Source organism: Paracoccus sp. L-17, from assembly GCF_056857655.1.
On record NZ_JBSXNM010000022.1, the window covers coordinates 1 to 24,568 of the forward strand.

A 24,568-nucleotide genomic window follows, 5' to 3' on the forward strand; every position below is an offset into this window, starting at 1 on the left:
GCGATCCATGCTGCCCCTCGCCATCGAAGACCAGCCGCACCGCGCGTTCACGCACTTCAGGGGAAAACTTGTTCGTCGTCTTGCTCATGATGCTCCATCCTACTCAGAAGTTGGAGCCTCCGGCAAACCCGGCACGGTTCAATCGGCGGCGGAGGTGCCGCCGATCAGCATCTTCTTCGGATCGCATCCGCGCAGGGCGCAGGTGCCACCATAGGGACGGAAATCGATCACCGCCACGCTCCGACCGGCAGCGCTGACACGGCGCGCTACGGTTGACGCGGCAGTGCCGCTGCCGATGACGATCAGGTCGTAGGTATTTCCCATGTAAAGTCTCCTATTCCTAGAGAATTTGATGTTCGGAAATGTCTCAACGATTTCCCGGACATTCGCGTATCAGGTTTCGGAGCGGGCTTGTCAGCACCGCTCAGTCAGAAGCTTCGGTGGAGAAGCGACCGTTCGGTTGCAACCTTGTTGGACCCTTCATCGGCCTCTCGCGGAGAGCCCCCTCCGCGGCTCGACACAACCCGTCGGAGACGATCGGCATGTGTCCCTCTCAGGGCGTCCGCTCCTCCTGCCTCAAAAAGCTGCAGGTTGATGGCGCTGTTGATCAGGGCCAGGTGCGTGAAGGCCTGGGGGAAATTTCCGAGAAAGGACTCATCTCCAAGGTCGATTTCTTCGGCGTAGAGGCCGACACTGTTGGCCTTACCGAGAAGGCGGTCGAACAGCTCCCGCGCCTCACCCGCCCGGTCGCTGCAGAGCAGGGCGTCCACCAGCCAGAAAGAGCAAATGAGGAATGCGCCATCCGCACCATCGAGACCGTCGTCTGTATCAACTAGACTGTAGCGTCTGACAAAATCGCCCTCGCGCAAGATGTTTTCCACCTCTTGCACGGTCAGGGCCAGCGTGTCGCCAAGCGGCGGCAAGTCAAGCAGCGGCAAAAGCAGCAGCACGGCATCCATGCCCCCATCCTCAAAGGTCTGGCGGAAAGCCCCCTCCGGGCCGTGGCGACCATGAGCCTTCAGAGCTTCGAAGATTTCTGTGCGCGCCTGGGTCCATTCCTCCCGGGCCCCAAGCAGACGGATGGCCCGGTCGAGGGCCACCCATGCCATTGCTTTGCCATGGACATACTGGCGCGGCTCCCCGCGCATCTCCCAGATACCTTGATCCGGTTCGCGCCAGTGACCCGCGACATGGTCGGCGATCCCCCTCAGCAGGGTTTCGAGCGCATCATCTATCGGCCCACCCAAGGCGCAGTAGGCCTGCGCCCAGTCTGCGACCTCGCCATAAATGTCGAGCTGGAACTGATCCGAGGCGGCGTTCCCAACCCGCACGGGCGAAGAGCGTGCGTAGCCTTCGAGATGATGCAGTTCGCGCTCCTTCAGCTGCGCCTTCCCCTCTATCCCATAGAGAATCTGGAGGTTCGGCAGGGTATCCACGCAGCATCGGCCGAGGAATTCGCAGTAACGGCCAGCCTCACCGTCATATCCCAATCCGGCCAAGGCCTGCAGGACAAACGCAGAATCGCGAAGCCAGCTGTAGCGATAATCCCAATTCCGAACGCCACCGATTTCCTCGGGCAGAGATGTCGTGGGCGCGGCAACTATGGCGCCACTAGGGGCATAGGTCAGTGCCTTGAGCGCAAGGGCGCTGCGGCGCACCGCGGCTTGATGTGGCCCGTCGTATTGGGACAGCGCGCACCATTCGTTCCAGAAGGCTGTCGTCACCTCCAACAGCTCAGGCACGTGCCGAGCGGGCTCGGCGCCTTCCGGTGCCAGCACGAAGGCAATACGATCACCTGCCGCAACGACGATCTCCCGGTCGAACCAATCCACACCCGGATCGCCGTCCCGAAAAAGGAGCGGTGCTGGCGTCACGGCCGCGTTGTGATCGAAGACGCAGGCGCCGGGGTAGTAGCGGACGGTCACGTTGCATTGCCCCTCAAGCCCTTCAATAATACGCACCAGCCAACCCGGCGCCGAGAGGTCGACGAAGCTGTCCCGGGTGTCCTTGCGCGCGCCCTGCGGGTTGCGTCCCACCGGCAGGAAGTCGGTAACGCTGACCGTTCCTTCGCCGGTCGCGAAAACAGTGCGCAGGATGTTGGTGTCCGGCACATAGTCCCGCGTCGCCTCGTATGAGTGCGCGGGCGCGATCTGGAAGAAGGCTCCTTTGCGCGCGTCAAGCAGTCGCCAGCAGACCGGCTGCGCGTCGAACCGACCCGGGCAGAACCAGTCCACCGACCCGTCTCGGCCGACAAGCGCGGCCCCGTGACAATCACCCAGCAGCGCATAGTCTCGCAACGGGAGGTAGCCATCTGTTCGCGTGCTCATTATCCGCCCTCGCGGAAAGACGGGTAGAGCATCATGCCGCCGTCGACGAACAGCGTCGTCCCGACGACGTAATCGGCGGCATCGGAGGCAAGCCAAACAATAGCTTGGGCTACATCCTCGGGCCGCCCGACGCGGCCATAGGGGATCAGCTTCAGGAGCTGCCGTTCGGCCTCTTCATCCTGCCAAGCCTCCTTATTGATATCCGTCTTGATGGCCCCCGGGGCGATCGCGTTGACGCGGATTTTCTCGCAAGACAGCTCTTGTGCCATGCTCTGCATCAGCAGCTTGAGCCCACCCTTCGCGGTCGCGTAATTGGCATGGCTCGCCCAGGGAATGGCCTGGTGTACCGAGCTGTTGAAAATGATCTTGCCAAGTGCCGTCGAAGCGTCCGTTCCTCCCTGCCGACGGAACCTGCGCACCGCCTCCTGCGCACAAAGGAACTGGCCCGTCAGGTTCACTTCGATCACCTTGTTCCAGTCCTTTAGAGACAGATCGGTGAAAGCTCCGTCCTTTTGCACGCCGGCATTCGCTACCAGGATATCCACCCCGCCGAGCAGCCTGTCGGCCTCTTCGAAGAGCCTTACGCAATCGTCAGGCTTCGCGATGTCGACTTGGAGCGTATGAACTGTGGCGCCGGCCTCGCGGCCCTCTTTTGCGACCGCTTCTGCCTCCTCGGCGCTGGAACGATAGGTAAGCAGGACCGAGGCGCCCGCGGCAGCCAGAGCTTTCGCGGTTGCTGCACCAATCCCCGAACTGCCACCGGTCACGATGCTGCGCTGTCCGTGAAGAGAGATACTCAACATCTTATTGCGTAACCTTTCTTGCGGGGATGATTGGCCATCCGCGATGTTTTCATTTGCCGGGAGATATCTGTTTGAAATACAGACTTCTACACGTGGATGTTCAACGGTGTGGCGCCGCCTGCCAGTGCCGAAAAGGTTGAGAAGAGCTCAGGATCGGCGTTGCGGGCGCAGCACGACGAAAACGACGTCAGTCCGGTCCCAATGAAGCGTCGACCAAGTCATCTTACGTTTCTGCGACTCCCATCGAGACGCTTCCTTTCGGACTGCGGGCAAGACGCGGAACCGGCCAATGACCGCCGAAGGATCATCCAAGCCGCCGCGGCCAGAAACCACCGCACCGCTTCGGCGGCAGGTGGTGAAGAGCACGGATCCTATCCCGCGCAGCAACTGAGTCGGGCCACGTCCTTGTCAAAGGTCTGCGCGGCCAGTTTCAACCCTTCGACGGTCGTCAGATACGGAAAGAGCGTTTCGCCCAACGCCTTGGTGGTCATGCCCGCCTTCAGCGCCATGGCCAGCGTCTGGATCGTGTCCGCCCCTTCCGGTGCCACGATCTGCCCGCCCAGCAGCCGGTCGGTCCGCGCATCGGCAACCAGCTTGATCAGCCCGCGGGTGTCGCGCGCTGCCAGCGCTCGGGCCACGTTGTCCAATGCCAGGACGCTGGTCTTGACCTCGTGCCCCGCTGCGCCCGCCTGGACTTCGGACAGGCCGACGCCGGCGACCTGCGGGTCGGTGAACACGACCCAAGGCATCGCAGCGTTGTCATAGCGCATCGGTTCCAGCCCGAACGCATTGTTGACCGCGACCTTGGCGCCATAGGCGGCCATATAGACGAACTGGTCGCGGTCGGTGACGTCGCCGGCGGCATAGATGCCGGGCCGCGTGGTGGCCATGTCGGGGCCGACCACGATGGCTCTGCGCCGGTCGGTCCGGATGCCAAGCGCCTCCAGCCCCAAACCGTCGGTATTGGCCACGCGCCCGGCGGTCGCAACCAGCCGCGCGGCGGTGAGCGTCACCGGCTTGCCGCCCCGCTCGATGGTCAGCGCCACGCCGCCATCGTGGGCGGCGACCTCGCGGTAGCTCAGGCCGGTCTCGACACGGATACCCTCGGCCCGCATCGCCTGTGTCAGCGCCTCGCCCACCTCGGGTTCCGCACCCGGCAACAGCCGCGAGCGAGTGACCAGCGTCACCCTGACCCCCAGCCGCGACGCCATCTGCGCCAGTTCGGCCCCGATATAACCGCCGCCCAGCACGATCACGCTGTCAGGGCGTTCAGGCAGCGTCAGCAGGCCGGTGCTGTCCAGCACATCGACCGCGCCGAGCCCCGAAATATCGGGCATGTGCGGGCGCGATCCGGTGGCGACGATGATGCGTTCGGCCGTCATGCGGCGCCCGCCGACCTCGACACCGCCCTCGACCAGCCGCGCAGGGCCCTCGTCGATATGGTCGACGGTTTCATATTGCGGCAGCAGGTCGGAATATTTCTTCTGTCGCATCGCGGCCACAAGTTCGGCGGTGCCGGACACCAACGCCGGCCAGTCGACCCGGGCCGCGCAGGGCGCGACGCCCGGAAACCGGCCGGCGGCCGATGCCGCGTGAACCGCCTCGGCGGCACGGATCATCGCCTTGGATGGCACGCAGCCGACATTGACGCAGGTTCCGCCGATGGTGCCGTGCCCGACCAGCGCCACCCGCTTGCCCGCCTCGGCGGCGGCGATCGAGGCCGAAAACCCGGCCGACCCCGCCCCGATGACGATCAGATCGTAGGTTCCGTCTTTCGGGGTCCTGTTCAAATCTTTCATGGTTCCGTCCTTCTTGCGATCAGACCGCGCCCGTTTCGATCAAGCCGGCGATCGGGCCGCGTTGCAGCAAATATCTGCTTCCCATCGGTCCCGGTCCCGAGCCGCGTCACGACCCCGATGCGTCCTCAAGCACGCGGCCGGGATACCCGTATTGCAGGGGGGCCGCTGCGATGGCCTCGGGCGAGGTGACGGCGTCGTCATAGCGCACCAGAAAGACGATCTTTTCCGCCGCCTGATCATAGTCGCTCTGAAGGATTTCAACGCTGTCGATGGATTTGACCGCATTGGCGGCAATATAGGGGCAGGACGGGCAGGTCAGCTCGCTCACCACAATGCTGGCCTGTCTTTCAGCCGCCTGGGCGGCGGTGGCTGCAAACAGGCCCAGCAGCGATAACGTCAGGGTTCTCATGACTTTTCCTTTTTCAGAAGCTCAGGATGTAAGGCGTGACATAGGGAAAGATCATGGCGATCGCTGTGACGATCGTGGCCAGCCAAAGCGTTCCCTTCATGACGCGGCGGTTCTTCGGCCGGGTGCAGGCCGCACCATCGCGGCATTCGCCCTGTTCGGCCCGATGCAGTTTCCAGAAACCATAGCCGATGAAGGCGCTGGCAAAGGCAAATGTGTACCACTTGTAGGCATAAAGCGCCGTCAACTGGGCAATCCAGACGCCGCCGATGCCAAAGCTGATCAGCACCAGCGGCAGAATGCAGCACGAGGTCATCGCCAGCGAACCGGCAAGCGCGCCGCCGGTTGACGCCCAGACCTTGCGATCACTGGCCTGCCTCTCTTCGAGGCTCGGAACCTCGGCTTCGGTCGTCGTTTCCGCCATCGTCGAATCACCCTTGCCCGTTTGATCATCCGAACCTAGGCTCTGTAGCTGATACAGGCTCAATGAGTGGAATCATGAAATCCGGTCACGGAACGGTGAGTGTCCTGCGTCGTTCAGATCTGGCGCGTCTGACGGGGTGCAACCTGGAAACCATCCGCTATTACGAAAACATCGGCCTCATGCCCCAGCCGCCGCGAACGGCGAAGAACTATCGCAGCTATGACGATACCCATGTCGCGCGCCTGCGCTTCGTGATGCGATCGCGCGATCTGGGGTTCACGCTGGAGGAAATCCGCGACCTGCTGGGGCTGGTGGATGGCAAGGCAGGCACGTGCGCCGACGTTCAATCCCTTGCAGCCCGCCACCTCGGGGCGGTGCGCGCAAAGATCGCCGATCTTCAGCGTATCGAGAAAGTGCTGACCGAGACGGTTTCGCGGTGTACCGGAGAAGATGGTCCCGAATGCGCGGTGATCGACGCGCTGACAGAAACGGCCTGAATCCCGCCTTTGCCGGACACGTTCATTGCCCCAGATAGGCCGCGACGAGTTCCGGCGGCAGCTTGGCACGCTCGCGATCCATGATGGCGGCGCAGGCGGCCCGAAACCCGGCCATGTCAAGTGCCGATCGCGGCAGGATCTCGACCCCCTCGGCCTGCAGGATGGTCAGGGCGTCGCTGTCCTGCGCCTCGGCGAGACGACGTTGCCGGACGGTGGCGGTTGCCGCCGCGGCCTCGACCGCGCGGCGGGCGGCGGGCGGCAGATCACCGAACCAGTCCGCGTGGCACAGAAACAGGACGACACCGAAGAAATGTCCGGTCATGCTGAGATGGCGGTGGTCGCGATACAGTTCGAACACGACAGAATTCGTCAGTGGATTCTCTTGTGCGTCGACCCGGCCTGTCATCACCGCCTCACGCAGATCGCGGACATCGGTGACCACAGGGGTGAAACCCATCGCCGCCATGGTTTCGCGGTAGATCCGGTTGTCGAGCGTGCGGACCACCAACCCGTTGCAATCGGCGCGGCTTCGCAGCGGACGGCGATGGTTCGTCAGATGGCGAAAGCCATTGTCCCAGAAACCCAGCACATGATAGCCGGTCGCACCGTGAACGGCTTCGCGCAGGATGGCCCCGGCGCGTCCGTCAAGCGCCGCATAGGCCGCATGACGATCGCCCTGCGAAAATGGCAGGTCGATGACCGCCAGTTCCGGCACGCGCGCGGTCAGATAGCCCGAGGCCATGTAGCCCGCCTGGAATGCGCCGCTCTCGATCCCGTCGAAAAGCGCCCGCGCCGTTTCGCCGCTCTGGGTGACGTCATCGACCCGCTCGGTGTCAAGACCTTCTGCCGCAAGGCTCTCGCAAAAGCGGCTTAGCCCGGCCGTCAACACGGATTTCGGCCCTTGATATCCCCCCACGCGCATTTTTGCTGTCCTCGCCATCATTCACACCAGCATCAATCGGCCGCCGTTCACGTCGATCGTCGTTCCCGTCACATAGGCCGCATCGTCGCTGGCCAGAAAGACGATGGTTCCCACGATGTCCGCGGGTTCGGCAAGCCGTCCCATCGGCGTCATGCGGGCAAAGGCCGCCTCTTTCTCGGGCGTCAGCAGCGCATTCACCCGATCGGTTCGCGTGGTGCCGGGCGCAACGGTGTTGGCCGTGATCCCATATGGGGCCGTGTCCTTGGCCAGGTATTGCGTCATCAGCGATACCGCCGCCTTGGCCGCCGCGTAATGGGCCGGCGACGAGCCGGCGCTGGTCGACCGGCCGGCAAGCGAACCCAGATTGATGATCCGCCCCCGGCCCGCTTGTTTCATATGCGCAAGCACGGCCGAGCAGCACAGGAAGACGCTGCGCAGGTTCAGGGCGATCACCCTGTCCCAGTCGTCGGGATCGATCTCGTCGAAGCGGGTATAGGCCGTGTATCCGCCCGCGCAGGTTACGAGAATGTCGATCCCGCCCATCGCGCGGGCCGACTGGGTGACCATGGTCTCGACTGCCGCGCGGTCGGTGACATCGGCGGCCAGCGAGACGGCGCTGCCGCCGATTGCCTGCACGGCTTGCGCGGCATCATGGGCGCGTGCCGGGTCTAGGTCGGTCAGCGCCAGGCTTGCCCCCTCTTCCGCCAGACGCAGCGCAAGGGCGCGGGCAATGCCGCCCCCTGCCCCCGTTATCAGCGCCTTGCGGCCCGTGAAACGGCCCGCCGCCCTGTTGGCCGTGCTCATCCCTGATGCTCCACCGGTTCGCCCTGCGGGATGCCCGGACTGCGGCGCAGTCGCAGCAGCCCTTCGGCAAAGATCGCAAGCAGCGCGATGACCAGCACCGTGCCGACCCATTGCTGGACAACGAATCCGAAGGAACGTCCCTCGAAGACCAGCAGCGCGCGGCGCAGGTTCTCGTCGACCATCGGTGCCAGAATCACGCCCAGCACGATCGGCGCGACCGGGAACTTCAGCTGTCGCAGCGCCAGCCCGGCCAGGCCCGAGACGAACATCACCCAGACATCGAACATGCTCAGACGTACCGAATAGGCCCCGATCACGCAGATCGGCACGATCAATGCCAGCAACACCGCGCGCGGCAGGCTGAACAGCTTGACGCAGGGTTTGATCAATCCGATCGCAGCGACATACATCAGCAGGTTGGCGACGATCAGCGCGGCATAGATGAAATAGATCAGTCCGGGATGATCCACCTCGATTGCCGGGCCGACCACGATGTTGTTGAGCGCGAGCGCCGCCAGCAGCGCCGCCGCCGCCGCGTTGCCGGGGATGCCCAGCGTCAGCGTGGGCAACATCGAGCCGCCGATATTGGCATTGTTGGCCACTTCGGCACAGACGATTGCCTCATAGCTGCCCTTGCCCCATTTCGCCTTTTCCTCGGGCGAGGCCATGCGCCGCCCGATGTCGTAGGACAGGAACGAGGCCACATTGGCCCCTGCACCGGGAATGGCGCCCGTCACCGCACCGATCACGCCCGAGCGCACCGCTGCGACCGAGTAGCGCGCCAGCTTGCGCAGCGAGGGGATCACCCGGCCGACGGACTCCGGCACCACCGGCTGCGCGCGGCTGGGCATGACCTTGAGAATTTCGGTCAGCCCGAACAGCCCGATCAGCACAGAGACGTAGTTCACCCCGTCCATCAGTTCGGGCACACCGAACGTATAGCGCTGCACCGCGTGGATCGGATCAAAGCCCACCAGCGCCACGAGGATGCCCAGCCAGCCGGCGATCCATCCTTTCAGGGGCATCGCCCCGCAGGCCATCGAGCCGCAGATCGAAATGCCGATCATGCCCAGCAGCGCCATTTCCCACGAGCGGAACTGCAGGGCGAAGCTGAGAACCAGCGGAATGAAGGCGACCAGAAGCAGAATTCCGACCCAGTTGCCCACGAAGGACCCGGCGATCGCCATGCCCAGTGCCTGCCCGCCCTCGCCTCTCTTGGCCAGCGCGTGGCCCTCGATCATCGTGGGCACAGCGTCGGGGGTGCCCGGAATGTTGATGAGCACGGCCGAGATGGCACCGCCGAACACGCTGCCGGTGTAGACACCCAGCATGAAGACGATCGCGCTGGACTGCTCCAGCCCCGTCGAAAGGCTGATCAGCAGCGCCATGGCCATGGTGGTCGACAGGCCCGGCAGCGCCCCCCAGATAATCCCAAGGCTGACCCCGCCGAACGCGACAAGCAGCAGCCAGGGCTGCAGCACCTGAATGAAGGCATCAATCATCGCGGATCATCCCGGCAAAGCGATCTGAAAGATGTTCCGGAAGGTCATGCTGAGAAAGGCGGTCCAGCCAAACGAAACCGTGGCGATGATCCACAGCCGGCCGTTCCAGAACAGCATCATCATCGCGCTCAGGCACAGGACGGTGGTGATTTCGAACGCCCCGACGACCAGAAAGACGCCGGCAACATAGCCACGCAGACCAAAGGTCATGGAATCCATCGCCAGCAGGTAGACGAACAGCACGCCGATCAGCATCGCGGTCCGCAACATGTCGGCGCCGTGCCCGGCATCGCGACGGGCTTTGCCGGTCGCACCGTCACGTCCCCGTCGGCGCCATGCCGTCAGGCCCAGACCCACCGCCATGGCCATCAAGCTGAGGCCCGCGGCCAAAGGCAGAAGTCCGGGCGCCGTGCGCCAGCCGCCGGGTGCACGAAAGCCCAGTGCTTCCCAGCTGTACCAGCCGGCAAGAAGGGTCAGAAGAACGGCGGCGATCATGTCCACCGAGGGGGCGGCATAGCCAGCCCCCTCTTCTTCTCCGGCAAATTCGCTCTGGTTGGTCTGGCTCATGATCGACGCCCCTCACAGGTCGAGCGGCATGTAGCCTTGCGGCGGCCACCATTCCTTGAACCCATTCGGTCCGGGCAGGCCGAGTTCGTCAGCCGAAAGCACGTCGGAACCGATCTGGTCGGCATACCGGTTGAACAGGTCGACCGTCACGACCTCCATGCGCGCCGCTTCGCGATCGGCCTCCTCCCCCACCTTGACATCATGCTGGAAGAAACGCGCGGCGAGGAAATCGCGGAAGTCCTGCGAATTGGCGGCCTCGACGAAGGCATTCCGGATCTCGCCCAGGATCTCGGGCGGCGTGTCGCGGCGCACCATCATGTTGTAGGTGGCGCCCATCGGCAGGAAGGGGGCCAGGTCAGGGATCAGGTTGGCAACCGTCGGCAACACGGTACCGTCTTCCAGCACGATGTCTTCCGTCCCGGTTTGCTGCAACATGCGGAACTGCCCCGCACGCACCAGTTCGATATGCTCGTGGACCCCGCCGCCGGCAATGTCGACTTCGCCCTGCAGACCGGCAAGCGTGGCCGGTTGTCCGCCCTGATAGGGCACATAGCGCAACTCGATATTGGCGAACGCGGCGATCAGAAGCGCCATCTCGTGCCAGATCCCGCCGGTCCCCGAGGTGGACACGCTGATCCGTCCCGGCTTCTCCCGCGCCGCGTCGATGACGTCCTGCAAGGTCTGGAAGGGCGAATCGACGGGCACGGACCAGCTGGCAATGGCATTGCCGGCCTTCATGAAGGCCCATTGCTCCCACGGCGCGGGCGAGGCCGGGACATGCCCCAGCACGCGCACGAACTTGTTGTAGTTCGCCGCGCCAAGGATGTTGTAGCCGTCCGCAGGCTGCGCGCTGACATATTGCGTCGCAATGCCGCCGACGGCACCGGGCCGGTTCGCGATGCTGACGTTCCATCCGCGCGCCTTGGCCATTTCGTCCGCCAGCTTGCGGATCAGGACATCGGTGCCACCGCCAGCGGCATACATGATCACCACGGTAATCGGGCGGGCCGGATAGCTTTGCGCCGCGGCAATGCCCGGCAAGGTGATGCTGAGCGTCGCCATCCCGGCGCCCCCCAGGAACGCGCGGCGATCGAATCCGTTCTTCATGTGACCTCCTCCCTATGTGACCGCCGCGTCTCTTGCGCAGTTCCGTATCGCAAAAGAACCGGAAACAGCATATTCAGGCGGTAGAAAAAGCCTGGCAGAACGAAGAGCCGCGCGTCAATAATTTACGCATTAGAATAGTGATGGGCTGGCATATGTTTTCCTGATGACAGGTCACGGCTCGGGAAACGCCGAAGAGAAACCATCAGCCACCGGATTCCGAAAAGAGTTCAAGGGTCAGGCGCCAGCCTTGCGGGCACCGTGTCGGCCCCGGAGCATCGGATTATTGCTTTAAAACATGATTTTAGGCCAGCGTTCCGCCGGCTTATCCCGCAATCGGAGGCGGCGACCCCTGGTATCCACGAAGACGCGTCGACCCTCGCAAAATCATCCAACTCAAATATAAATATTCAGTCATGGAAAATGAGACGCATGAAATGCGCATATTGGCCATAAATGCGGAAACCCATTCCTCAGGAATTGATTTCCCTTGATCCATTCGCGACGACGACGGCCGGTCGGTCAGTGGCGGTTCTTGACGACGACCTTGATGGCGTCCTCGACACGTTCGCGTGCATAGCGCAAGGCCTCGGGCAGATCCTCCATGTCGAAGGTGTGGGTATGGATCCTGGTGGCGTCAAATCGCTTGTCGGCCATGAAAGCATGGGCACGGTGGGTGGCGGATTTACCTTCGCCACGGATGCCGTAGATGTAGATGTTGTTGCGCACCAGATGCGCCACATCGACCTTGTCGGCTTCGTGGGGAAAGGCTGCGAGGCAGATCTTGCCGCCGCGGTTGAGCATCCTGCCGACCGTGTCGATCGCCCCCGGTGCACCCGAGCATTCCAGCACATAATCGACCCCCTTGCCTCCGGTGATCTTCCTGACCGCCTCGACAGCATCTTCCTGGCGAACATTGACCACATGATCGGCGCCCAGTTCGCGCCCCACCTCAAGCCGATTGTCGCGCGTGCCGGTCAGGATCACCGGGTGCGCCCCCAGCGACTTGGCCACCGCGACGCCCAGCAGGCCGATCGGACCGGGTCCACAGACCACGACGCTTTCACCGGCGACCAGGCCGCCCAGTTCGGTCAGACCGTACATCGACGTGCCCGCGGTGACGACCAGCGTCGCTTCCTCGTCGGACATCGTATCGCCGATCTTGATCAGCGTGTTGATGTTGTTGACCGCGTAGGAGGCAAAACCGCCATCCGTCGTGAAGCCATTCGCGCGATGGCCCTTGTCCACATCTCCGTAATTCAGGCCGTAATTCAGGCATGACGTGTACATGCCCATCCGGCAACGCTTGCATTGCCCGCACCCGGCGTGGATTTCCACAGTCACGCGGTCGCCGACGGCGAATTCGTCGACGCCCGGTCCCTGCGCGGCGACGGTGCCCATGTATTCATGGCCGGGCGTGAAGTTCTTGTTGAAGGGCAATCCGCCCTGGATCATCGCGGGCGGGCCGGTCGAGATGACGTCAAGATCGGTGGCGCAGATCGCCACGGCATCGATGCGGACCAGGACCTCGGCCCGCCCAGGCACGGGCGTCGGCTTTTCGATTCGTCTGAGTTCGCCAGGCTCGCCCAGAACCCATGCCTTCATGGTTTCGGACACGTTCACGGCCGGGCTGGTCTTGACTCCGGGGGGGGCATACATGGGGCGGCTATCTCTCGATTTCGTCTGTCAGACGGCTTCCGTCAGCCGCACGCTGTCGGGCACCGGCAAGGGCGGATTGGCGCTTTTCTTGAATTCGACGGTTGTGAAAAGCAGGTCGGTATCACCGACGTTCTCGACGCTGTGCAGCATGTGGGTTCCCTCGGGGAACTCGAAATGCCTGGTGTCGCCGGGGAAATGGACGACATCCCTGATCGTGCCGTCCTCGAAATAGCCGCGCGCCTTGCCATGCGCGTGGCAGGTCCAGAAATAATTGAGGACGTGCCGGTGAAAGTTGCAACGCTTGCCGGCGGGCAGATGCAGGTGCCAGACGCGAAGGTCGTCGGTTTCCGATACCAGGACGCTGCCAACGACGCCGCTATATTCGTTGACCTTCATGTCTTCGACAAGTTCGGCCGGCCAATCCGGCAGGAGGTTCTTCGACATGGTCCCGTCTCCTTGCTGTTGATGGTGCGCAGGCGTCAGCCTGGCACGGGCGAGGTATCGACGATCGAGGCACTTCCGAGACTATCGAGAACCCTCTTGCGCGAGCTCTGAACATGGCGTCCCGCCAGCGCGATGGCCTGCCGCTTGTCACCCGCGCGGATGGCGCCGATGATCTCGCGATGCTCGCGCTCGAACTTGTCCAGCGACAGATCGTCAGAGCTTGTCACGCTGACATAGGTCAGCCGGTCGAACTGCTCGATGATTTCCTGCGCGATCATGGCAAGCCGGGCGTTGCCGCAATGCGCCGCGATATAGGTGTGAAAGGCGCGGTTGTAATCGATCCAGGTCGGCAGATCGGGGCTGGACGGCGCCTCGGCGAAATCATCGAGACGTTCAAGAACATCCTTGCTGGCCGTGTCCATCATCAGCGAAATGCACTCGCGTTCGAGGATCAGCCGAAGACCATACATGTCGCGGACGTCGCTGATATCGATCTGGCGTACACGATAGCCCTTGCGCGGCAGAACCTCGATCAGGCCCCGCTGCTCCAGCTTCAGCAATGCGTCGCGGATGGGCGATTTGCTGATCCCCAGTCGCGCCACAAGGTCGCGTTCCTGCAGCATCTGGCCCGGCCGCAGCCGACACATCAAAATCTCGGACCGAAGCTCTTGATAGACGCTGTCCCTCGCCAGATCGCGGGGTTTCTCGGCGCTCTGCATGTTCTGATCATGGTCCCTTCTGCCAGAGAACCCGGATTCGCGGGAACAAACCGCGTCGCGGCTTTTGCAGAAAATGGCATCAGGGACGGCCGAGTGTCAACACTGATATTTCAGTTGACAGCCTCGAGGCGTCTCGCATATCCGCAGGACAAGACCTGACAGGCTGCACGCCCGACCTGATCGATCCGCTTGTCGCCCTGGGCAATCAGCGCAATTCCGAAAGGACCAGACCATGGAACCCAAACGTTTCACCGGGCTTCTCGTTCCTGCGATCACGCCCTTCCGGGCCGACCTTTCTCCGGATGGCGACGCATTCGTCGAGTTCTGCAAATGGCTGCTGGCCAATGGCGCGAATGGATTGGCGGTGTTCGGCACCACCAGCGAAGCGAATTCGCTGAGTCTCGCCGAACGCATGGCGCTGCTGGAAAAACTGGTGGCCGCAGGTGTTCCGGCCGACGTTCTGATGCCCGGGGTTGGCCTGCCATCACTGATGGATACGATCACGCTGACCAGACACGCGCTGTCGCTTGGGTGCGGCGGGGTTCTGGCGTTGCCGCCCTTCTATTACAAGCCCGTTTCGGTCGAAGGGCTTTACGCCTGGTATGCCGCGGTCATCGATGGCGTCGGTTCTTCCGAACTGGGGCTGTGGCTGTACCATATCCCCCAGAATACCGGCGTCGGCATTCCGCACGATCTGATCGAGCGGCTGATCCGCGATTTCCCGAACACGGTCCTTGGCATCAAGGACAGTTCCGGCGACTGGCCGAATACCGAGGCGATGCTTCGCCGCTTTCCCGGGTTCAGCATCTTCCCGTCTTCGGAAGCGATGCTTGTGAAATCTCACGCCCTCGGCGGTGCGGGATGCATCACCGCATCCGGCAACCTCAATCCCGGCGGGATCGGCGCATTAATCGATGCCCTTGGCACGCCCGAGGCTGACGCATTGCAGGACAAGGTTGCCCGGCTGCGCACGATCGTGACGGGCTTTCCGTTGATCCCGGCAGTCAAGGCGCTGCTGGCGGCCCAGATGAACGACCCGAGGCTTGCCGTGCTGCGCCCACCGCTGGACGCCCTGCCACAGGCCGATCTCGCTACGCTGCGCAAGCGGATGGCGGATGCGGGCTGGTCCCTGCCGGACGCCTGAAAATCATGAAGGAAGGCGGGGGAACGATCCACCCGGCCGGGCCAGGCAGGCTGTTATCGGCATTGGCCGGACCGAAAGCTCACCCCAGCCGCACGGTCTCGCCGCTGTCGGATGACTGCACGATTGCCTCGTAGACGGCGATGTTGCCGATCAGTTCCGCATCGCTCCAGGGATAGTCGTGCCGCCCTGTCACCGCCTGCGCGAAGGCCGTCAGATTGGACACGACCGCATCGCTCCAGTCCAGAACCTCGCGTTCCGGCGCGCCGCCCTTTCGGCAAAGCGACCATTCGATCTGACCGCCCGGCGTGTCGGGATGGCTGGAATAGCGTGCCTCGGCCCAGCCATCCGCGCCGAATACCGCAAAACGCATGTAGTGCGGCGTGTTGAGGATGGCCTGGAAATGGGCGGTGTTACCCGCCGCGAAGCCCAGTTGGGCAACGACCATGTCTCCGGTCGGCCATCCCAGCGTGCGGTCGCGGACCTGCGCCTGAACCGTCTCGACCGGGCCGAACAGCCAGATCATCAGATCGGTCAGGTGGATGCCCATGCCGGTCATGCCGGCGCCGGGAGACATCGTTTTCGACGTGCGCCACCCGTCCCCCGGCAGTCCGGCAAGCTTGTTGTGGCTGAAGGCGGCCTCGGCGTGCATGATCGTGCCCAGATCGCCAGCCGATACCAGCGCCTTGAGCCGCCGCATCGCCGGATCGAAACGCAGCTCGTGCCCGATCCCCAACACCACGCCGGCTTCCCGGCAGGCCAGGACGGCGCAGCGGGCGCTGGCGGCCGTCATGGCCAGCGGTTTTTCACAAAACACATGTTTACCCGCCCGCGCCGCCGCGACGACCTGTTCCTCGTGCATCATGTGTGGCGTGGTCAGCACCACGGCCTGCACGCGCGGATCGGACAGCACTCCGTCAAAGCCGCTCACGGCCTCGGCCCCCATGGCGCGGATATCGGCATGAAGCGACTGATCGGGCTCGGCGACGGCCAGGACGCTCAGTCTGTCATGGCCTTGCAGGCGGGTCAGGATGTGACGTCCCCACCAGCCAAAGCCCGCAATCGCGATGTTCAGCATCCCCTTCTTCTCCTCATGCGCGAAGCCAGTTCATCACGGCATCCTGAAAGGCAGCCGGATCCTCCATGGCGGGGATATGGGCCAGGCCGGGCAGAACCGTCAGGCGCGCGCCCGGGGTGGCATCCGCCATGGCCTGCATGGCGGCCACCGGCGCGGCCATGTCCTCGCTGCCAACCACATATCGCACCGGCACGGTCAGCTCACCAAGCCGATGAAGATAGTTCAGCCCCTGCAATGCGCGGGCGCAACCGGCAAAACCCGGCACCGCGGTCGCGAGGATCATGGCCTCGGCCCGCACCCGCAGATCGGCAGAGGCCCGGCCGGTGAACCAGCGTTCCAGCGTGCCCGACACGATGGCCGCCATGCCGCCCCTTTCGATTGCGGCGATCCGATCGTCCCAACTGGCCACGAAAGGCGGCGGATTGTCGGCGCGTGCGTCGCAAACCACCATGCGCCGCACCCGATCCGGATGCGCCAGGCCCAGTCCCAGGGCCGTCATCCCGCCCAGCGACAATCCCATCACGTCGGCGCGGTCGGCGCCGACATGGTCAAGAACCGCCAGCATGTCTTCCACCAGCATGTCGAGATCATAGGGCCCCTGCGGCGCCGTGCTTTGCCCATGTCCGCGCGTGTCATAGCGAACCACGCGATGCGTTTCGGCCAGAAAGCCGATCTGGCCGTCCCACATGTGCAGGTCGGTCGCCAGAGAATTCGACAGCAGGATCCAGGGCTTGCCGACCGGGCCCTCGACCTTGACCGAAAGCCTCGCCTCACCCGATTTCACGATGGCACGGGTCATATCGCGGCCTTCAGCTGATCTTTCTCGGCCTTGTTGACGAGCGGAAGGACCTTCTCCGCCATCAGGATCTTCGAACGTCGCGCCAGTTCCGGGTCGGCCCAGTCATGGCCCGCATAAAGAAGGGTGCCGAATTGCCCGGTCAGTTCGCGGAACGCCAGCAATTCTTCGGCGACCTTGTCGGGGGTGCCGTAGGTCACCAGGCGTTCCATGACGTAATCCAGCGTCACTTCGTCGTCTGACATGCTCTGGTCTTCCTTGAACAGGTTCGCCCGGCCATTCTTCTTGAGCTTGGTCAGAAGCGACCGGTAGTAATACTGATAGGGGCTGTCCGGTCGCGTGACATAATCGCGCGCGGTGGCCATGTCGTCGGCCACGAAGATGCTTTTGGCGACCCGCCAGTTGGCCAGATCGCCCGGCCTTCCGCCCTGCTTGCATCCGTCCAGATAGCAGCCGCGGTGCGAAGCGACCCATTTCGGCATCAGGAAATTCGCCGAGATCGGATCCCAGCCACGTGCAGCGGCGGCGGTGACGCCCTTGGAAAAAGGCGCGACGGCCGTCACGATGATGGGCGGATGCGGGCGTTGCAAAGGCTTGCCGACGATTCCCTGGCCGATCTCGGCCATCAGCGTGCGTTCGGTCGAGATGTTCCAGAAATTGCCGCGCAGATCATAGGGCGCGTCCTTGGACCAAAGTGCCAGGATCATGTCGATCGCTTCGAGAAACATCGCATTGCGGTCGTGGTCGAGGTTGCCGAAGATCTCGGAATCCGACAGCAATCCGCCCGGACTGATGCCGAAGTTCAGACGGCCATCGAGCAGATGATCCAGCATGGCGATCTGCGCGGCGACCTGTGCCGGGTGGTTGTTGGGCAGGTTGACCGTGCCGGTCCCGAGCCGCATCTGCCGCACGCGGCCGGCCAGCGAGGCAATGAAAACCATGCACGAAGTGATGTTTTCTGCCACGTCGGTGACATGCTCGCCGACATATCCCTCTGCAAAGCCCAGTTCGTCGGCCAGGACGAATGCCTCCTGATCCTCGCGCAGGCTCTGGCGCCAATCCTTTTCGAGGGGGTGGATAGGCATGGTGAAAAACCCAAGCTGCATGATTGTCTCCACTGTGTTTGCCCGATCTTACCGACGCGCCGCGCAGCAAGAGAAACGAGAAGGTTTGATGAACGCCATCCGGTTTCGGCATGGCGGGGTGCGTGCTGGGGTCAGTCCTCGGCCATCAATTCGTCCGGATCGACCGGCAGGCGCACCTCACGACCACGCCGCGCCGAGAGATCCATCGCCATGGTCAAAATCAGGTTGCGGTGGCCGTCCTGCGCGGTGGCATGGGGCGTGGGCACGCCCATGCACAGACGCTGATACCAATTGACCGTTTCTTCCCGCATGGGGCCCCAAAGCTGGTTCATGTGCAGGTCGCCCGGCGGATAGCTGGTCAGGAAATCGACATGCCTTGCGGGCGGTTCGTAGCCGTCGGGAACATAGCCGCCGCCTTGCGCGACATTCGTCGCCAGAACCAGGTCGCGATGCGTATCCTCGATATCGATCACGCCCTCGGCCCCGACGATGCCGATCTCCAGCCCGTAGACGGATCCCGGCCAGACCTCGGGCAGGCCCCAGCAGATGTTCATGGAAAAGATCGCACCATCGTCCATCTCGAAGATGCCGAAGGTGGAATCCTTTGTTCCCCACCGCGACATGACCTTGTCGGTCGATTTCGCATAGACCGACACCGGCGTCTTGGCCTCCATCAGCCACATCGACATGTCCAGCGAATGCGTGCCCGAAACCACCATCGGCGTCAGGTGCCGCCGGTTCTGCGTGCGCGAGACGGTGGCGATGGGGACCATCCTGTTCATGAACGCGCGCGTCACCACGGAATGCACCTCACCGATCTGACCGGTGACCAGACGTTCCTTGACGGTCAGGAACCGGCGGCGGAAACGCTGTGTATAGCCCATGACCGCATCCACCCCGGCCTCTTCGATCGCGCGCAGGATGGCCAGCGATTCTCGCGCGTCGGTGGCGATCGGCTTTTCGATGAACAGCGATTGCTTGCGTTCGGCCGCAGCCAGCGTCGGCGCTGCGTGGTTGTTCTCGTCAGTGGCGATGATGACTGCCGAGACCTCGGGGCGGTCAAGCAATTCGTGGAAATCTGTCGTGAAGAAATCCGCCTCGCTGTCGGCCGAAAGCTTTTTACCAAGCCCGCGGTTGGTGTCGCAAAGGCCCAGCCAGCCGATACCCGGATAATCCCGCGCGATGATCGCGCGGATCCGCCCGATGGTGCCACAGCCTATGATGGCGAGACCGACTTCATTCCTTACCGCCATGCGGTTTCCTCCCCTCGCATTTGGCGAAAGGATAAGGAGGCGTATGAACCTGCAGAAATTAAAAGAATCGCTGATGTCTATCAGCGCAGGGTATGGCCGGACCTATCACCGAAGAGAAACACCGCCGCGATGGTCACACCGGCCCCGCCCGGCCGCCCGAATTGCAAAAAGCGCGATCCGGGCAGGACAAGCGCGCCTTCAAGCCGCGCCGGAACAGATGGACATGACCAGTCGCGCCGGCCTGCGCGGCTTGCAGCGGTCGGGTCCGTCGCCTTATCCCTTCGGCTGCGCGCGATCGCCCGCACCCAGATGAACGACCGTTTCTCCGGTGGCCTCGAAGGTCCGCGTCACCTCGCCGGCGTCATAGATGAACAGCATCAGCACCGGCTGGTCGCCGACATTGTGAAAGCAATGCACCTCGCCCCTGGGAATATAGGCGACTTCCATCGGGCCGATGGGACGCCGATGCCCCTGGAACTCGGCTTCGGCGCGGCCCGCGAGAATGACGATCTGTTCATCGCAGTTGTGATAATGCATGGCCACGCTCTTGCCGACGGGCAGCACCGTGGTCCCGGTCGTCACCTGAGCACCGCAAATGTCCGCGTTGCAAAACAGGCGCGTGACGACACCGTTGCCCCGGTCAAATTCGTCGATCGCCTCAAGGTGCCGGATCATGGCGGTCCGGCGCGTCATTCCGGCTGATCCTGCAAGCTTGGCAGGCCGCAAGCCGCGGCGATAGCGCCAAGCTTCTCCAGCAGGGCCGGAGGAACCGGGATCCCATGGGCCAGGCGTTTCTCGCGCACGGACAGGGCGCGTTCGCCCGGCAGGCGGATCGCATCAAAACCGGGCCGGCGCACCGAGCCCGCAATTTCGTCGCCGATGCGCGCCACCTCGGCCTTGAAATGTTCAAGATCGCCAAAGCTGGCGATATCGATGGCCACGACGAAATGCCCGGTATTGGCGACGCTCGAATCGTCATGGTTGTAGTCGATCACATCGCGCCCGAAGGCGGCCCCGTTCAACGTGCCGGCCAGCAGCCCGAAGATCAGCGCCAGGCCGTATCCCTTGGGCCCGCCGATGGGCATGAGCGTTCCCTCGCCCGCACGCGCGGGATCCGTCAGCGGGTTGCCCTGGGCATCGATCATCCAGTCGGGCGGCATGGTCTCGCCTCGCTGCGCGGCAAGCTTGACCTTGCCATAGGCCGCAACCGTCGTCGCCATGTCCAGCAACACCGGCCTGCGCCCCGCCGCAGGGATGGCCACCGCGATCGGATTCGTACTGAGCAGCATTTCCAGACCGCCCCAGGGCGCCATGTGATTGGCGCTGCCCACGGCGACATAGAATCCGATCATGTCGTGGGCCAGCGGGATCAGGGCATAGACACCCGCCGCGCCCGCGTGATTCGAGTGATGCGCCCCGACCCAGCCGATGCCGTGGCTGCGCGCGCGCCTGACGGCTTCATCGGCGCAAAACTTCATCACCAGATGACCGAACCCGTTGTCGCCATCCACCAGCGCCATCGCGCCCCGCTCGCGCGCGATCCGGATATTGGGCCGGGCGTTGAAGCCGCCGGCGCGCAGGCGCTCCAGATAACGCGGCAGGCGAAAGATGCCGTGACCATCGGCCCCCAGAAGATCGGCCTCGATCATCATCTCGGCAACGATCGCCGCCTCCTGAGGCGGCAAGCCCTCGGCCCCAAGCACCCCGGCGGCAAGGGTCTGCAATCGTTCCGCCGTAACATGCCGCGTCACGCCGGATCCCCCGGTGCTGACCTAGCGCGGCCCGCTGCCTGTGCTGCCTGCATCACGACCTCCGTTCGGGAAAGATTATGAAGAATGCCGACGCAGTTGAAATCATGTTTTCTTCTGGCTCTCATCAGGTTGAAGCACGGTTGATGCGGGCCAGCAGATTTTCTTGTTTCCCCCCCGAAGCCGAACCTGAAAGGATGGCGGCGACTTCCTGTCTGCGAGGACATCATGACCCGACACGTCCTGTCTTTCGACAAAGCGGCGCCGCCGGATTCCCGCCTGTTCCGGCAGGCTCTGGGCCGGTTCTCGACCGGCGTCACCGTCATCACCACCCGCGCGCCAGGCGGTAGCCGCATCGGGGTGACGGCCAATTCCTTCTCGGCCGTGTCGCTGGATCCGCCGCTGATCCTGTGGAGCGTGCGCAACGAGGCGCCGTCCCTGCGCGCATTCCTTGACGCCGGGGTGTTCGCCGTGAACATCCTGACCCAGGAGCAGGCGGATCTGTCGCACCATTTCGCCACCCCCCGGGCAGACAAGTTCGCCGGCATCGCCTGTGCCGACGGGCATGGCGGGTGCCCTGTGCTGAAGGGCGCGCTGGCCTTGTTCGAATGCGATCTCGATCGCAGCATCCCGGCCGGCGATCACGTGATCCTGCTGGGCCGCGTGGTGCGCGCCTCTTTCGACGATGCCGCCAGCCCGCTACTGTTCAGCAGCGGGCGTTATGCGGTGGCGGCACGCCTGCCCAATATCGACGCCAGTAGCGACCTTGCCGCCATGTGGGAGGGTCTTGGTTGAAACCGCCTGGCCCCGACCGCTACCCCCCGATCCCCGAAGTCGACTGGACCGACGCGCAGCGCAGACATGTAGAGCCCATGCTGGAGGGGCCGCGCAAGGCCATCGTCAGCCCCTTCGTGCCGCTCATGCGTAGCCCCCAACTGATGGACCGCGTGCAGCGCGTGGGCGAATATCTGCGCTATGACAGCGTGATCGGGCGTCGATTGACGGAATTGGCGATCCTGTGCACGGCGCGTTTCTGGGATCAGCCGGTCGAATGGGCGATCCACGCGCCCATCGCCCGGCAAGAGGGCATAGACCCGGCAATCATCGCGGCGCTGGCGGCGGCCCGGACGCCCGATTTCCGGCGCGAGGACGAGCGCGTCGTCCACGCAACGGTCGATGAACTTCTGCGCACCAGACGGCTGTCGGACGCAAGTCATGCACAGGCCCTGCGGCTGTTCGGCGAGCAGGGCGTGATCGATCTGTTCGGGGTCATCGGCTATTACACGCTGCTATCGGTGGTCATGAACGGCGCGCAGACCGCGGCGCCCGACACGACCGCGCCCCCGCTGGTCTAAGCCGCATCAGAAAAGCTGATCATCGCTCTCCAGACAAATCATGACCTTCGCTGTCAGCGATTGCTAGAACCACACAGCCGGGCTTGCACCGGAAAAGCGCAAACGGGAGGAACGACATGAAACAGGTTGAGGTCGCCGTCATCGGCGCCGGTTGGTGCGGCGGCATTCGCGCGGAAACGCTTGCCAACTCGGCCCTGGTGGACAAGCTGCATATCTGCGAGATCCGCCCCGATCGCCTGGAAGAAGTGCGCACCCTGACCCATCCGGCCACGGCAACCACGGACTACAAGGCAATCATCGCCAATCCGGACATCTCGGTGGTCTATATCTCGACCACCCCCGAGCAGACCCATTATCCCATCGCGCGCGACTGCCTGAAGGCCGGCAAGCATGTGCTGCTGGAAAAGCCCATTTCGATGGAATTCTGGGAGGCGGACGAACTGATCCAGCTGTCGCGGGACAACAATCTGAAATTCACGATCGGCTATTCGCAGCGATTCAACACCAAGGTTGCCTACGCGAAGAAGAAGATCGCCGATGGCACGCTTGGCAAGGTGGTCAACGTGATGGTCAGCCGACACCTTTCGCGGTCGCTGGGCAAGAAGATCGCTTCGCGCGTGCGGTTGTCGCCCGCAGCCATGGAATCCACGCATGATCTGGATTTCGTGTTCTGGATGCTGGAACCGGCGAAACCCGTGCGGGTCTATTCGCAGGGGGCTTACGGCTACATGAAGGAACTCAACGGTTCCTACGACACGATGTGGAGGACCGTCACCATGGATAACGGGATGCTGGTCGTGATCGGCGGCGGCTGGAACCTGCCACCCAGCTATCCCAATTTCTGCGCGACCTGGATCGAGATCACGGGAACCGAAGGCGCGTTGTTCCTTGACGATACCCACCGCGACAAATGGCTGAACACCGTGTCCGACGGCACCCGCTATCCCATGTCGACGATGCCGGGCGAACAGGTGGACCATGTCTTTGCCGGCCAGATGGGTCCCGAGACGCTGCATTTCCTGGAAAGCGTGCTGCTGGACCGCCCGGTGATGGTTCAGCCGGACCATGCCCGCATGGTCATGGAGACCTATCGCGCGGCAGACCTGTCGGCCGAGATTGGCGCGCCCGTCGATCTGCCGCTGTCGAACAGCTCGATCGCGCAACTTGCCGACATGGCCGAAGCCGACAAACGGGCGGCGGAATGACCCCGCCGCGATGCGGCGTCATCGGTCTGGGCAACATGGGCTGCGGGATCGCAGCCAATCTCGACGCGGCAAGGCTGTTGCACGCCGTCTGGGATACGAACGCCTCTGCCCATGCGCGCTTTCCCGGTGCGCAATCCGGAATCGCGGCGGCGGCCGGCTGCGAAATCGTTCTGCTGGCAGTGCCCGGCAGCGCCCAGATCGCGGCCTTGTTCGAGGCGGGTCTGCTGGACGGTCCGGACGGGCGCGTGATGATCGACCTGACCACCTCGGATCCCGGGGCCACGAAGCTTCTGGCGGACCGTGCCGCGGTCGCCGGGGTCGAGTATCTGGACGCGGGCATGAGCGGCGGCGCCGCTGGTGCCGCGACGGGGCGACTGACGCTGATGATCGGCGGCGCGCCCACGGCACTGGCGCGCGTCCGCCCGGTCCTCGACCTGATCGCCACGCAGATCTTTCACCTCGGCCCCTCGGGCGCCGGGCATACGATGAAGCTCATCCACAACATGATCTGCCACACCATCTTTCTGGCCACGTCCGAGGGCTGCCGCGCCGCCGAACGTGCGGGCATTCCGCTGAATCGCGCGGTCGAGGTGCTGAATGCCGGCAATGCCCGCAGCTTCGTCAGCGAACGGCGCTTTCCCGACCATATCGTCAGCGGCGGCTTCGACGGACGCTCGGAGGCGGGCAACCTGGCCAAGGATCTTGCCATGGCCAGGACGCTTTTCGACGATCTGGAACAACCGTCGGCCTATGTCGGCCTGACCGCGGACCTGCTGGCACAAGCCGGGCAGGAAGGTCTGCTCGGTCAGGATTTCACCCGGCTTTATCCAGCCTATGACGCGCTGGTCCAATGCTGGAGAAACGGCTGATCGCAAGGGAAGACCGGCGGCCCCGCCAGGACCGCCGGTCATGCGTCAAAAGGCGTCCTGC

General features: G+C 63.6%; 26 protein-coding genes. 6 read left to right on the forward strand and 20 right to left on the reverse strand.

Going from position 1 to position 24,568, the window contains the following annotated elements:
* Positions 1–138 precede the first annotated feature (138 nt).
* The 6 genes from AC13CR_RS01870 to AC13CR_RS01895 form a co-directional block, all read right to left on the reverse strand.
* Positions 139–324, reverse strand: a complete 186-nt coding sequence (locus AC13CR_RS01870; RefSeq protein ID WP_482900707.1) for an FAD-dependent oxidoreductase — start codon at positions 322–324, stop codon at positions 139–141.
* A gap of 104 nt (positions 325–428) precedes the next feature.
* Positions 429–2,327, reverse strand: a complete 1,899-nt coding sequence (locus tag AC13CR_RS01875; protein WP_482900708.1) for a glycoside hydrolase family 15 protein — start codon at positions 2,325–2,327, stop codon at positions 429–431.
* Complete coding sequence (fabG, locus tag AC13CR_RS01880; protein WP_293015084.1) at positions 2,327–3,130, reverse strand: 3-oxoacyl-ACP reductase FabG; 804 nt, start codon at positions 3,128–3,130, stop codon at positions 2,327–2,329. The genes AC13CR_RS01875 and fabG overlap by 1 nt, the downstream gene beginning before the upstream one ends.
* A 371-nt stretch (positions 3,131–3,501) precedes the next feature.
* Positions 3,502–4,929 carry a mercury(II) reductase gene (merA, locus tag AC13CR_RS01885; RefSeq protein ID WP_292958421.1) on the reverse strand — a complete coding sequence of 476 codons (1,428 nt, stop codon included), beginning with the start codon at positions 4,927–4,929 and terminating at the stop codon, positions 3,502–3,504.
* A 106-nt stretch (positions 4,930–5,035) separates the two neighbouring features.
* Positions 5,036–5,338: a heavy-metal-associated domain-containing protein gene (locus tag AC13CR_RS01890; RefSeq protein WP_292958423.1), complete on the reverse strand. Its 303-nt coding sequence runs from the start codon at positions 5,336–5,338 to the stop codon at positions 5,036–5,038.
* Positions 5,339–5,351: 13 nt separating this feature from the next.
* Complete coding sequence (locus AC13CR_RS01895; protein ID WP_482900709.1) at positions 5,352–5,759, reverse strand: mercuric transporter MerT family protein; 408 nt, start codon at positions 5,757–5,759, stop codon at positions 5,352–5,354.
* Positions 5,760–5,833: 74 nt separating this feature from the next.
* On the opposite strand from AC13CR_RS01895, the gene AC13CR_RS01900 reads away from it, so the two are divergent.
* On the forward strand, positions 5,834–6,256 hold the full coding sequence (locus AC13CR_RS01900; RefSeq protein WP_292958427.1) for a MerR family transcriptional regulator: 423 nt from the start codon (positions 5,834–5,836) through the stop codon (positions 6,254–6,256).
* Between the two features lie 22 nt (positions 6,257–6,278).
* Here AC13CR_RS01900 and AC13CR_RS01905 read toward each other — a convergent pair whose 3' ends face one another.
* The 8 genes from AC13CR_RS01905 to AC13CR_RS01940 all read right to left on the reverse strand — a co-directional run bounded on the left by AC13CR_RS01905 (position 6,279) and on the right by AC13CR_RS01940 (position 13,977).
* Positions 6,279–7,178: a TRAP transporter substrate-binding protein gene (locus AC13CR_RS01905; protein ID WP_446236518.1), complete on the reverse strand. Its 900-nt coding sequence runs from the start codon at positions 7,176–7,178 to the stop codon at positions 6,279–6,281.
* A 21-nt stretch (positions 7,179–7,199) separates the two neighbouring features.
* Positions 7,200–7,982: an SDR family NAD(P)-dependent oxidoreductase gene (locus AC13CR_RS01910; RefSeq protein ID WP_292958431.1), complete on the reverse strand. Its 783-nt coding sequence runs from the start codon at positions 7,980–7,982 to the stop codon at positions 7,200–7,202.
* Entirely contained in the window at positions 7,979–9,484 is a 1,506-nt protein-coding gene (locus tag AC13CR_RS01915) for a tripartite tricarboxylate transporter permease (protein WP_292958433.1), read from the reverse strand. Before AC13CR_RS01915 ends, AC13CR_RS01910 begins: the two co-directional genes overlap by 4 nt.
* Before the next feature lie 6 nt (positions 9,485–9,490).
* A complete protein-coding gene (locus AC13CR_RS01920) occupies positions 9,491–10,051 on the reverse strand; it encodes a tripartite tricarboxylate transporter TctB family protein (protein ID WP_292958442.1) in 561 nt (186 codons plus the stop codon).
* 12 nt (positions 10,052–10,063) lie between these two features.
* Positions 10,064–11,158 carry a Bug family tripartite tricarboxylate transporter substrate binding protein gene (locus tag AC13CR_RS01925; protein WP_292958444.1) on the reverse strand — a complete coding sequence of 365 codons (1,095 nt, stop codon included), beginning with the start codon at positions 11,156–11,158 and terminating at the stop codon, positions 10,064–10,066.
* A gap of 519 nt (positions 11,159–11,677) precedes the next feature.
* Entirely contained in the window at positions 11,678–12,814 is a 1,137-nt protein-coding gene (locus tag AC13CR_RS01930; RefSeq protein ID WP_482900710.1) for a zinc-dependent alcohol dehydrogenase, read from the reverse strand.
* A gap of 27 nt (positions 12,815–12,841) precedes the next feature.
* Positions 12,842–13,258, reverse strand: coding sequence for a cupin domain-containing protein (locus AC13CR_RS01935; protein ID WP_292957354.1), 417 nt, complete (start codon positions 13,256–13,258; stop codon positions 12,842–12,844).
* 35 nt (positions 13,259–13,293) lie between these two features.
* Positions 13,294–13,977: a GntR family transcriptional regulator gene (locus tag AC13CR_RS01940; RefSeq protein WP_292957351.1), complete on the reverse strand. Its 684-nt coding sequence runs from the start codon at positions 13,975–13,977 to the stop codon at positions 13,294–13,296.
* A gap of 232 nt (positions 13,978–14,209) precedes the next feature.
* Here AC13CR_RS01940 and AC13CR_RS01945 point away from each other — a divergent pair, with 232 nt between their 5' ends.
* Complete coding sequence (locus tag AC13CR_RS01945) at positions 14,210–15,121, forward strand: dihydrodipicolinate synthase family protein (protein ID WP_292957348.1); 912 nt, start codon at positions 14,210–14,212, stop codon at positions 15,119–15,121.
* 79 nt (positions 15,122–15,200) lie between these two features.
* On the opposite strand, the gene AC13CR_RS01950 is transcribed toward AC13CR_RS01945, so the two are convergent.
* From AC13CR_RS01950 to AC13CR_RS01975, 6 genes are all read right to left on the reverse strand, one after another.
* Positions 15,201–16,196: a Gfo/Idh/MocA family protein gene (locus tag AC13CR_RS01950; RefSeq protein WP_292978543.1), complete on the reverse strand. Its 996-nt coding sequence runs from the start codon at positions 16,194–16,196 to the stop codon at positions 15,201–15,203.
* A gap of 13 nt (positions 16,197–16,209) precedes the next feature.
* Positions 16,210–16,995 (reverse strand): alpha/beta fold hydrolase, encoded by a 786-nt coding sequence (locus tag AC13CR_RS01955; RefSeq protein WP_292957281.1) that lies wholly within the window; start codon positions 16,993–16,995, stop codon positions 16,210–16,212.
* Entirely contained in the window at positions 16,992–18,098 is a 1,107-nt protein-coding gene (locus tag AC13CR_RS01960; protein ID WP_292957278.1) for an LLM class flavin-dependent oxidoreductase, read from the reverse strand. Before AC13CR_RS01960 ends, AC13CR_RS01955 begins: the two co-directional genes overlap by 4 nt.
* A gap of 110 nt (positions 18,099–18,208) precedes the next feature.
* Entirely contained in the window at positions 18,209–19,330 is a 1,122-nt protein-coding gene (locus tag AC13CR_RS01965; RefSeq protein ID WP_292957275.1) for a Gfo/Idh/MocA family protein, read from the reverse strand.
* Positions 19,331–19,603: 273 nt separating this feature from the next.
* Positions 19,604–20,005, reverse strand: a complete 402-nt coding sequence (locus AC13CR_RS01970) for a cupin domain-containing protein (RefSeq protein WP_292957273.1) — start codon at positions 20,003–20,005, stop codon at positions 19,604–19,606.
* Between the two features lie 14 nt (positions 20,006–20,019).
* Positions 20,020–21,081, reverse strand: coding sequence for an Ldh family oxidoreductase (locus AC13CR_RS01975; protein WP_292978539.1), 1,062 nt, complete (start codon positions 21,079–21,081; stop codon positions 20,020–20,022).
* 225 nt (positions 21,082–21,306) lie between these two features.
* On the opposite strand from AC13CR_RS01975, the gene AC13CR_RS01980 reads away from it, so the two are divergent.
* The 4 genes from AC13CR_RS01980 (at position 21,307) to AC13CR_RS01995 (ending at position 24,507) form a co-directional block, all read left to right on the forward strand.
* A complete protein-coding gene (locus AC13CR_RS01980; RefSeq protein ID WP_292957267.1) occupies positions 21,307–21,873 on the forward strand; it encodes a flavin reductase family protein in 567 nt (188 codons plus the stop codon).
* A complete protein-coding gene (locus AC13CR_RS01985) occupies positions 21,870–22,433 on the forward strand; it encodes a carboxymuconolactone decarboxylase family protein (protein WP_292957264.1) in 564 nt (187 codons plus the stop codon). The genes AC13CR_RS01980 and AC13CR_RS01985 overlap by 4 nt, the downstream gene beginning before the upstream one ends.
* Positions 22,434–22,549: 116 nt before the next feature.
* On the forward strand, positions 22,550–23,638 hold the full coding sequence (locus tag AC13CR_RS01990) for a Gfo/Idh/MocA family protein (protein ID WP_482900711.1): 1,089 nt from the start codon (positions 22,550–22,552) through the stop codon (positions 23,636–23,638).
* Positions 23,635–24,507, forward strand: coding sequence for an NAD(P)-dependent oxidoreductase (locus tag AC13CR_RS01995; protein WP_292957258.1), 873 nt, complete (start codon positions 23,635–23,637; stop codon positions 24,505–24,507). The genes AC13CR_RS01990 and AC13CR_RS01995 overlap by 4 nt, the downstream gene beginning before the upstream one ends.
* Positions 24,508–24,568: the final 61 nt, after the last annotated feature.

What these genes read in the sequence shown, in the direction of transcription:
- AC13CR_RS01920 (WP_292958442.1), bottom strand. Translation starts at nt 10,051, where the DNA reads ATGAGCCAGACCAACCAGAGCGAATTTGCCGGAGAAGAAGAGGGGGCT.
- AC13CR_RS01970 (WP_292957273.1), bottom strand. Translation starts at nt 20,005, where the DNA reads ATGATCCGGCACCTTGAGGCGATCGACGAATTTGACCGGGGCAACGGT.
- AC13CR_RS01905 (WP_446236518.1), bottom strand. Translation starts at nt 7,178, where the DNA reads ATGCGCGTGGGGGGATATCAAGGGCCGAAATCCGTGTTGACGGCCGGG.
- AC13CR_RS01875 (WP_482900708.1), bottom strand. Translation starts at nt 2,327, where the DNA reads ATGAGCACGCGAACAGATGGCTACCTCCCGTTGCGAGACTATGCGCTG.
- AC13CR_RS01995 (WP_292957258.1), top strand. Translation starts at nt 23,635, where the DNA reads ATGACCCCGCCGCGATGCGGCGTCATCGGTCTGGGCAACATGGGCTGC.
- AC13CR_RS01945 (WP_292957348.1), top strand. Translation starts at nt 14,210, where the DNA reads ATGGAACCCAAACGTTTCACCGGGCTTCTCGTTCCTGCGATCACGCCC.
- AC13CR_RS01940 (WP_292957351.1), bottom strand. Translation starts at nt 13,977, where the DNA reads ATGCAGAGCGCCGAGAAACCCCGCGATCTGGCGAGGGACAGCGTCTAT.
- AC13CR_RS01915 (WP_292958433.1), bottom strand. Translation starts at nt 9,484, where the DNA reads ATGATTGATGCCTTCATTCAGGTGCTGCAGCCCTGGCTGCTGCTTGTC.
- AC13CR_RS01950 (WP_292978543.1), bottom strand. Translation starts at nt 16,196, where the DNA reads ATGCTGAACATCGCGATTGCGGGCTTTGGCTGGTGGGGACGTCACATC.
- AC13CR_RS01900 (WP_292958427.1), top strand. Translation starts at nt 5,834, where the DNA reads ATGAAATCCGGTCACGGAACGGTGAGTGTCCTGCGTCGTTCAGATCTG.
- AC13CR_RS01890 (WP_292958423.1), bottom strand. Translation starts at nt 5,338, where the DNA reads ATGAGAACCCTGACGTTATCGCTGCTGGGCCTGTTTGCAGCCACCGCC.
- AC13CR_RS01910 (WP_292958431.1), bottom strand. Translation starts at nt 7,982, where the DNA reads ATGAGCACGGCCAACAGGGCGGCGGGCCGTTTCACGGGCCGCAAGGCG.
- AC13CR_RS01965 (WP_292957275.1), bottom strand. Translation starts at nt 19,330, where the DNA reads ATGGCGGTAAGGAATGAAGTCGGTCTCGCCATCATAGGCTGTGGCACC.
- AC13CR_RS01990 (WP_482900711.1), top strand. Translation starts at nt 22,550, where the DNA reads ATGAAACAGGTTGAGGTCGCCGTCATCGGCGCCGGTTGGTGCGGCGGC.
- AC13CR_RS01895 (WP_482900709.1), bottom strand. Translation starts at nt 5,759, where the DNA reads ATGGCGGAAACGACGACCGAAGCCGAGGTTCCGAGCCTCGAAGAGAGG.
- merA (WP_292958421.1), bottom strand. Translation starts at nt 4,929, where the DNA reads ATGAAAGATTTGAACAGGACCCCGAAAGACGGAACCTACGATCTGATC.
- AC13CR_RS01935 (WP_292957354.1), bottom strand. Translation starts at nt 13,258, where the DNA reads ATGTCGAAGAACCTCCTGCCGGATTGGCCGGCCGAACTTGTCGAAGAC.
- AC13CR_RS01960 (WP_292957278.1), bottom strand. Translation starts at nt 18,098, where the DNA reads ATGCAGCTTGGGTTTTTCACCATGCCTATCCACCCCCTCGAAAAGGAT.
- fabG (WP_293015084.1), bottom strand. Translation starts at nt 3,130, where the DNA reads ATGTTGAGTATCTCTCTTCACGGACAGCGCAGCATCGTGACCGGTGGC.
- AC13CR_RS01980 (WP_292957267.1), top strand. Translation starts at nt 21,307, where the DNA reads ATGACCCGACACGTCCTGTCTTTCGACAAAGCGGCGCCGCCGGATTCC.
- AC13CR_RS01955 (WP_292957281.1), bottom strand. Translation starts at nt 16,995, where the DNA reads ATGACCCGTGCCATCGTGAAATCGGGTGAGGCGAGGCTTTCGGTCAAG.
- AC13CR_RS01930 (WP_482900710.1), bottom strand. Translation starts at nt 12,814, where the DNA reads ATGTATGCCCCCCCCGGAGTCAAGACCAGCCCGGCCGTGAACGTGTCC.
- AC13CR_RS01870 (WP_482900707.1), bottom strand. Translation starts at nt 324, where the DNA reads ATGGGAAATACCTACGACCTGATCGTCATCGGCAGCGGCACTGCCGCG.
- AC13CR_RS01925 (WP_292958444.1), bottom strand. Translation starts at nt 11,158, where the DNA reads ATGAAGAACGGATTCGATCGCCGCGCGTTCCTGGGGGGCGCCGGGATG.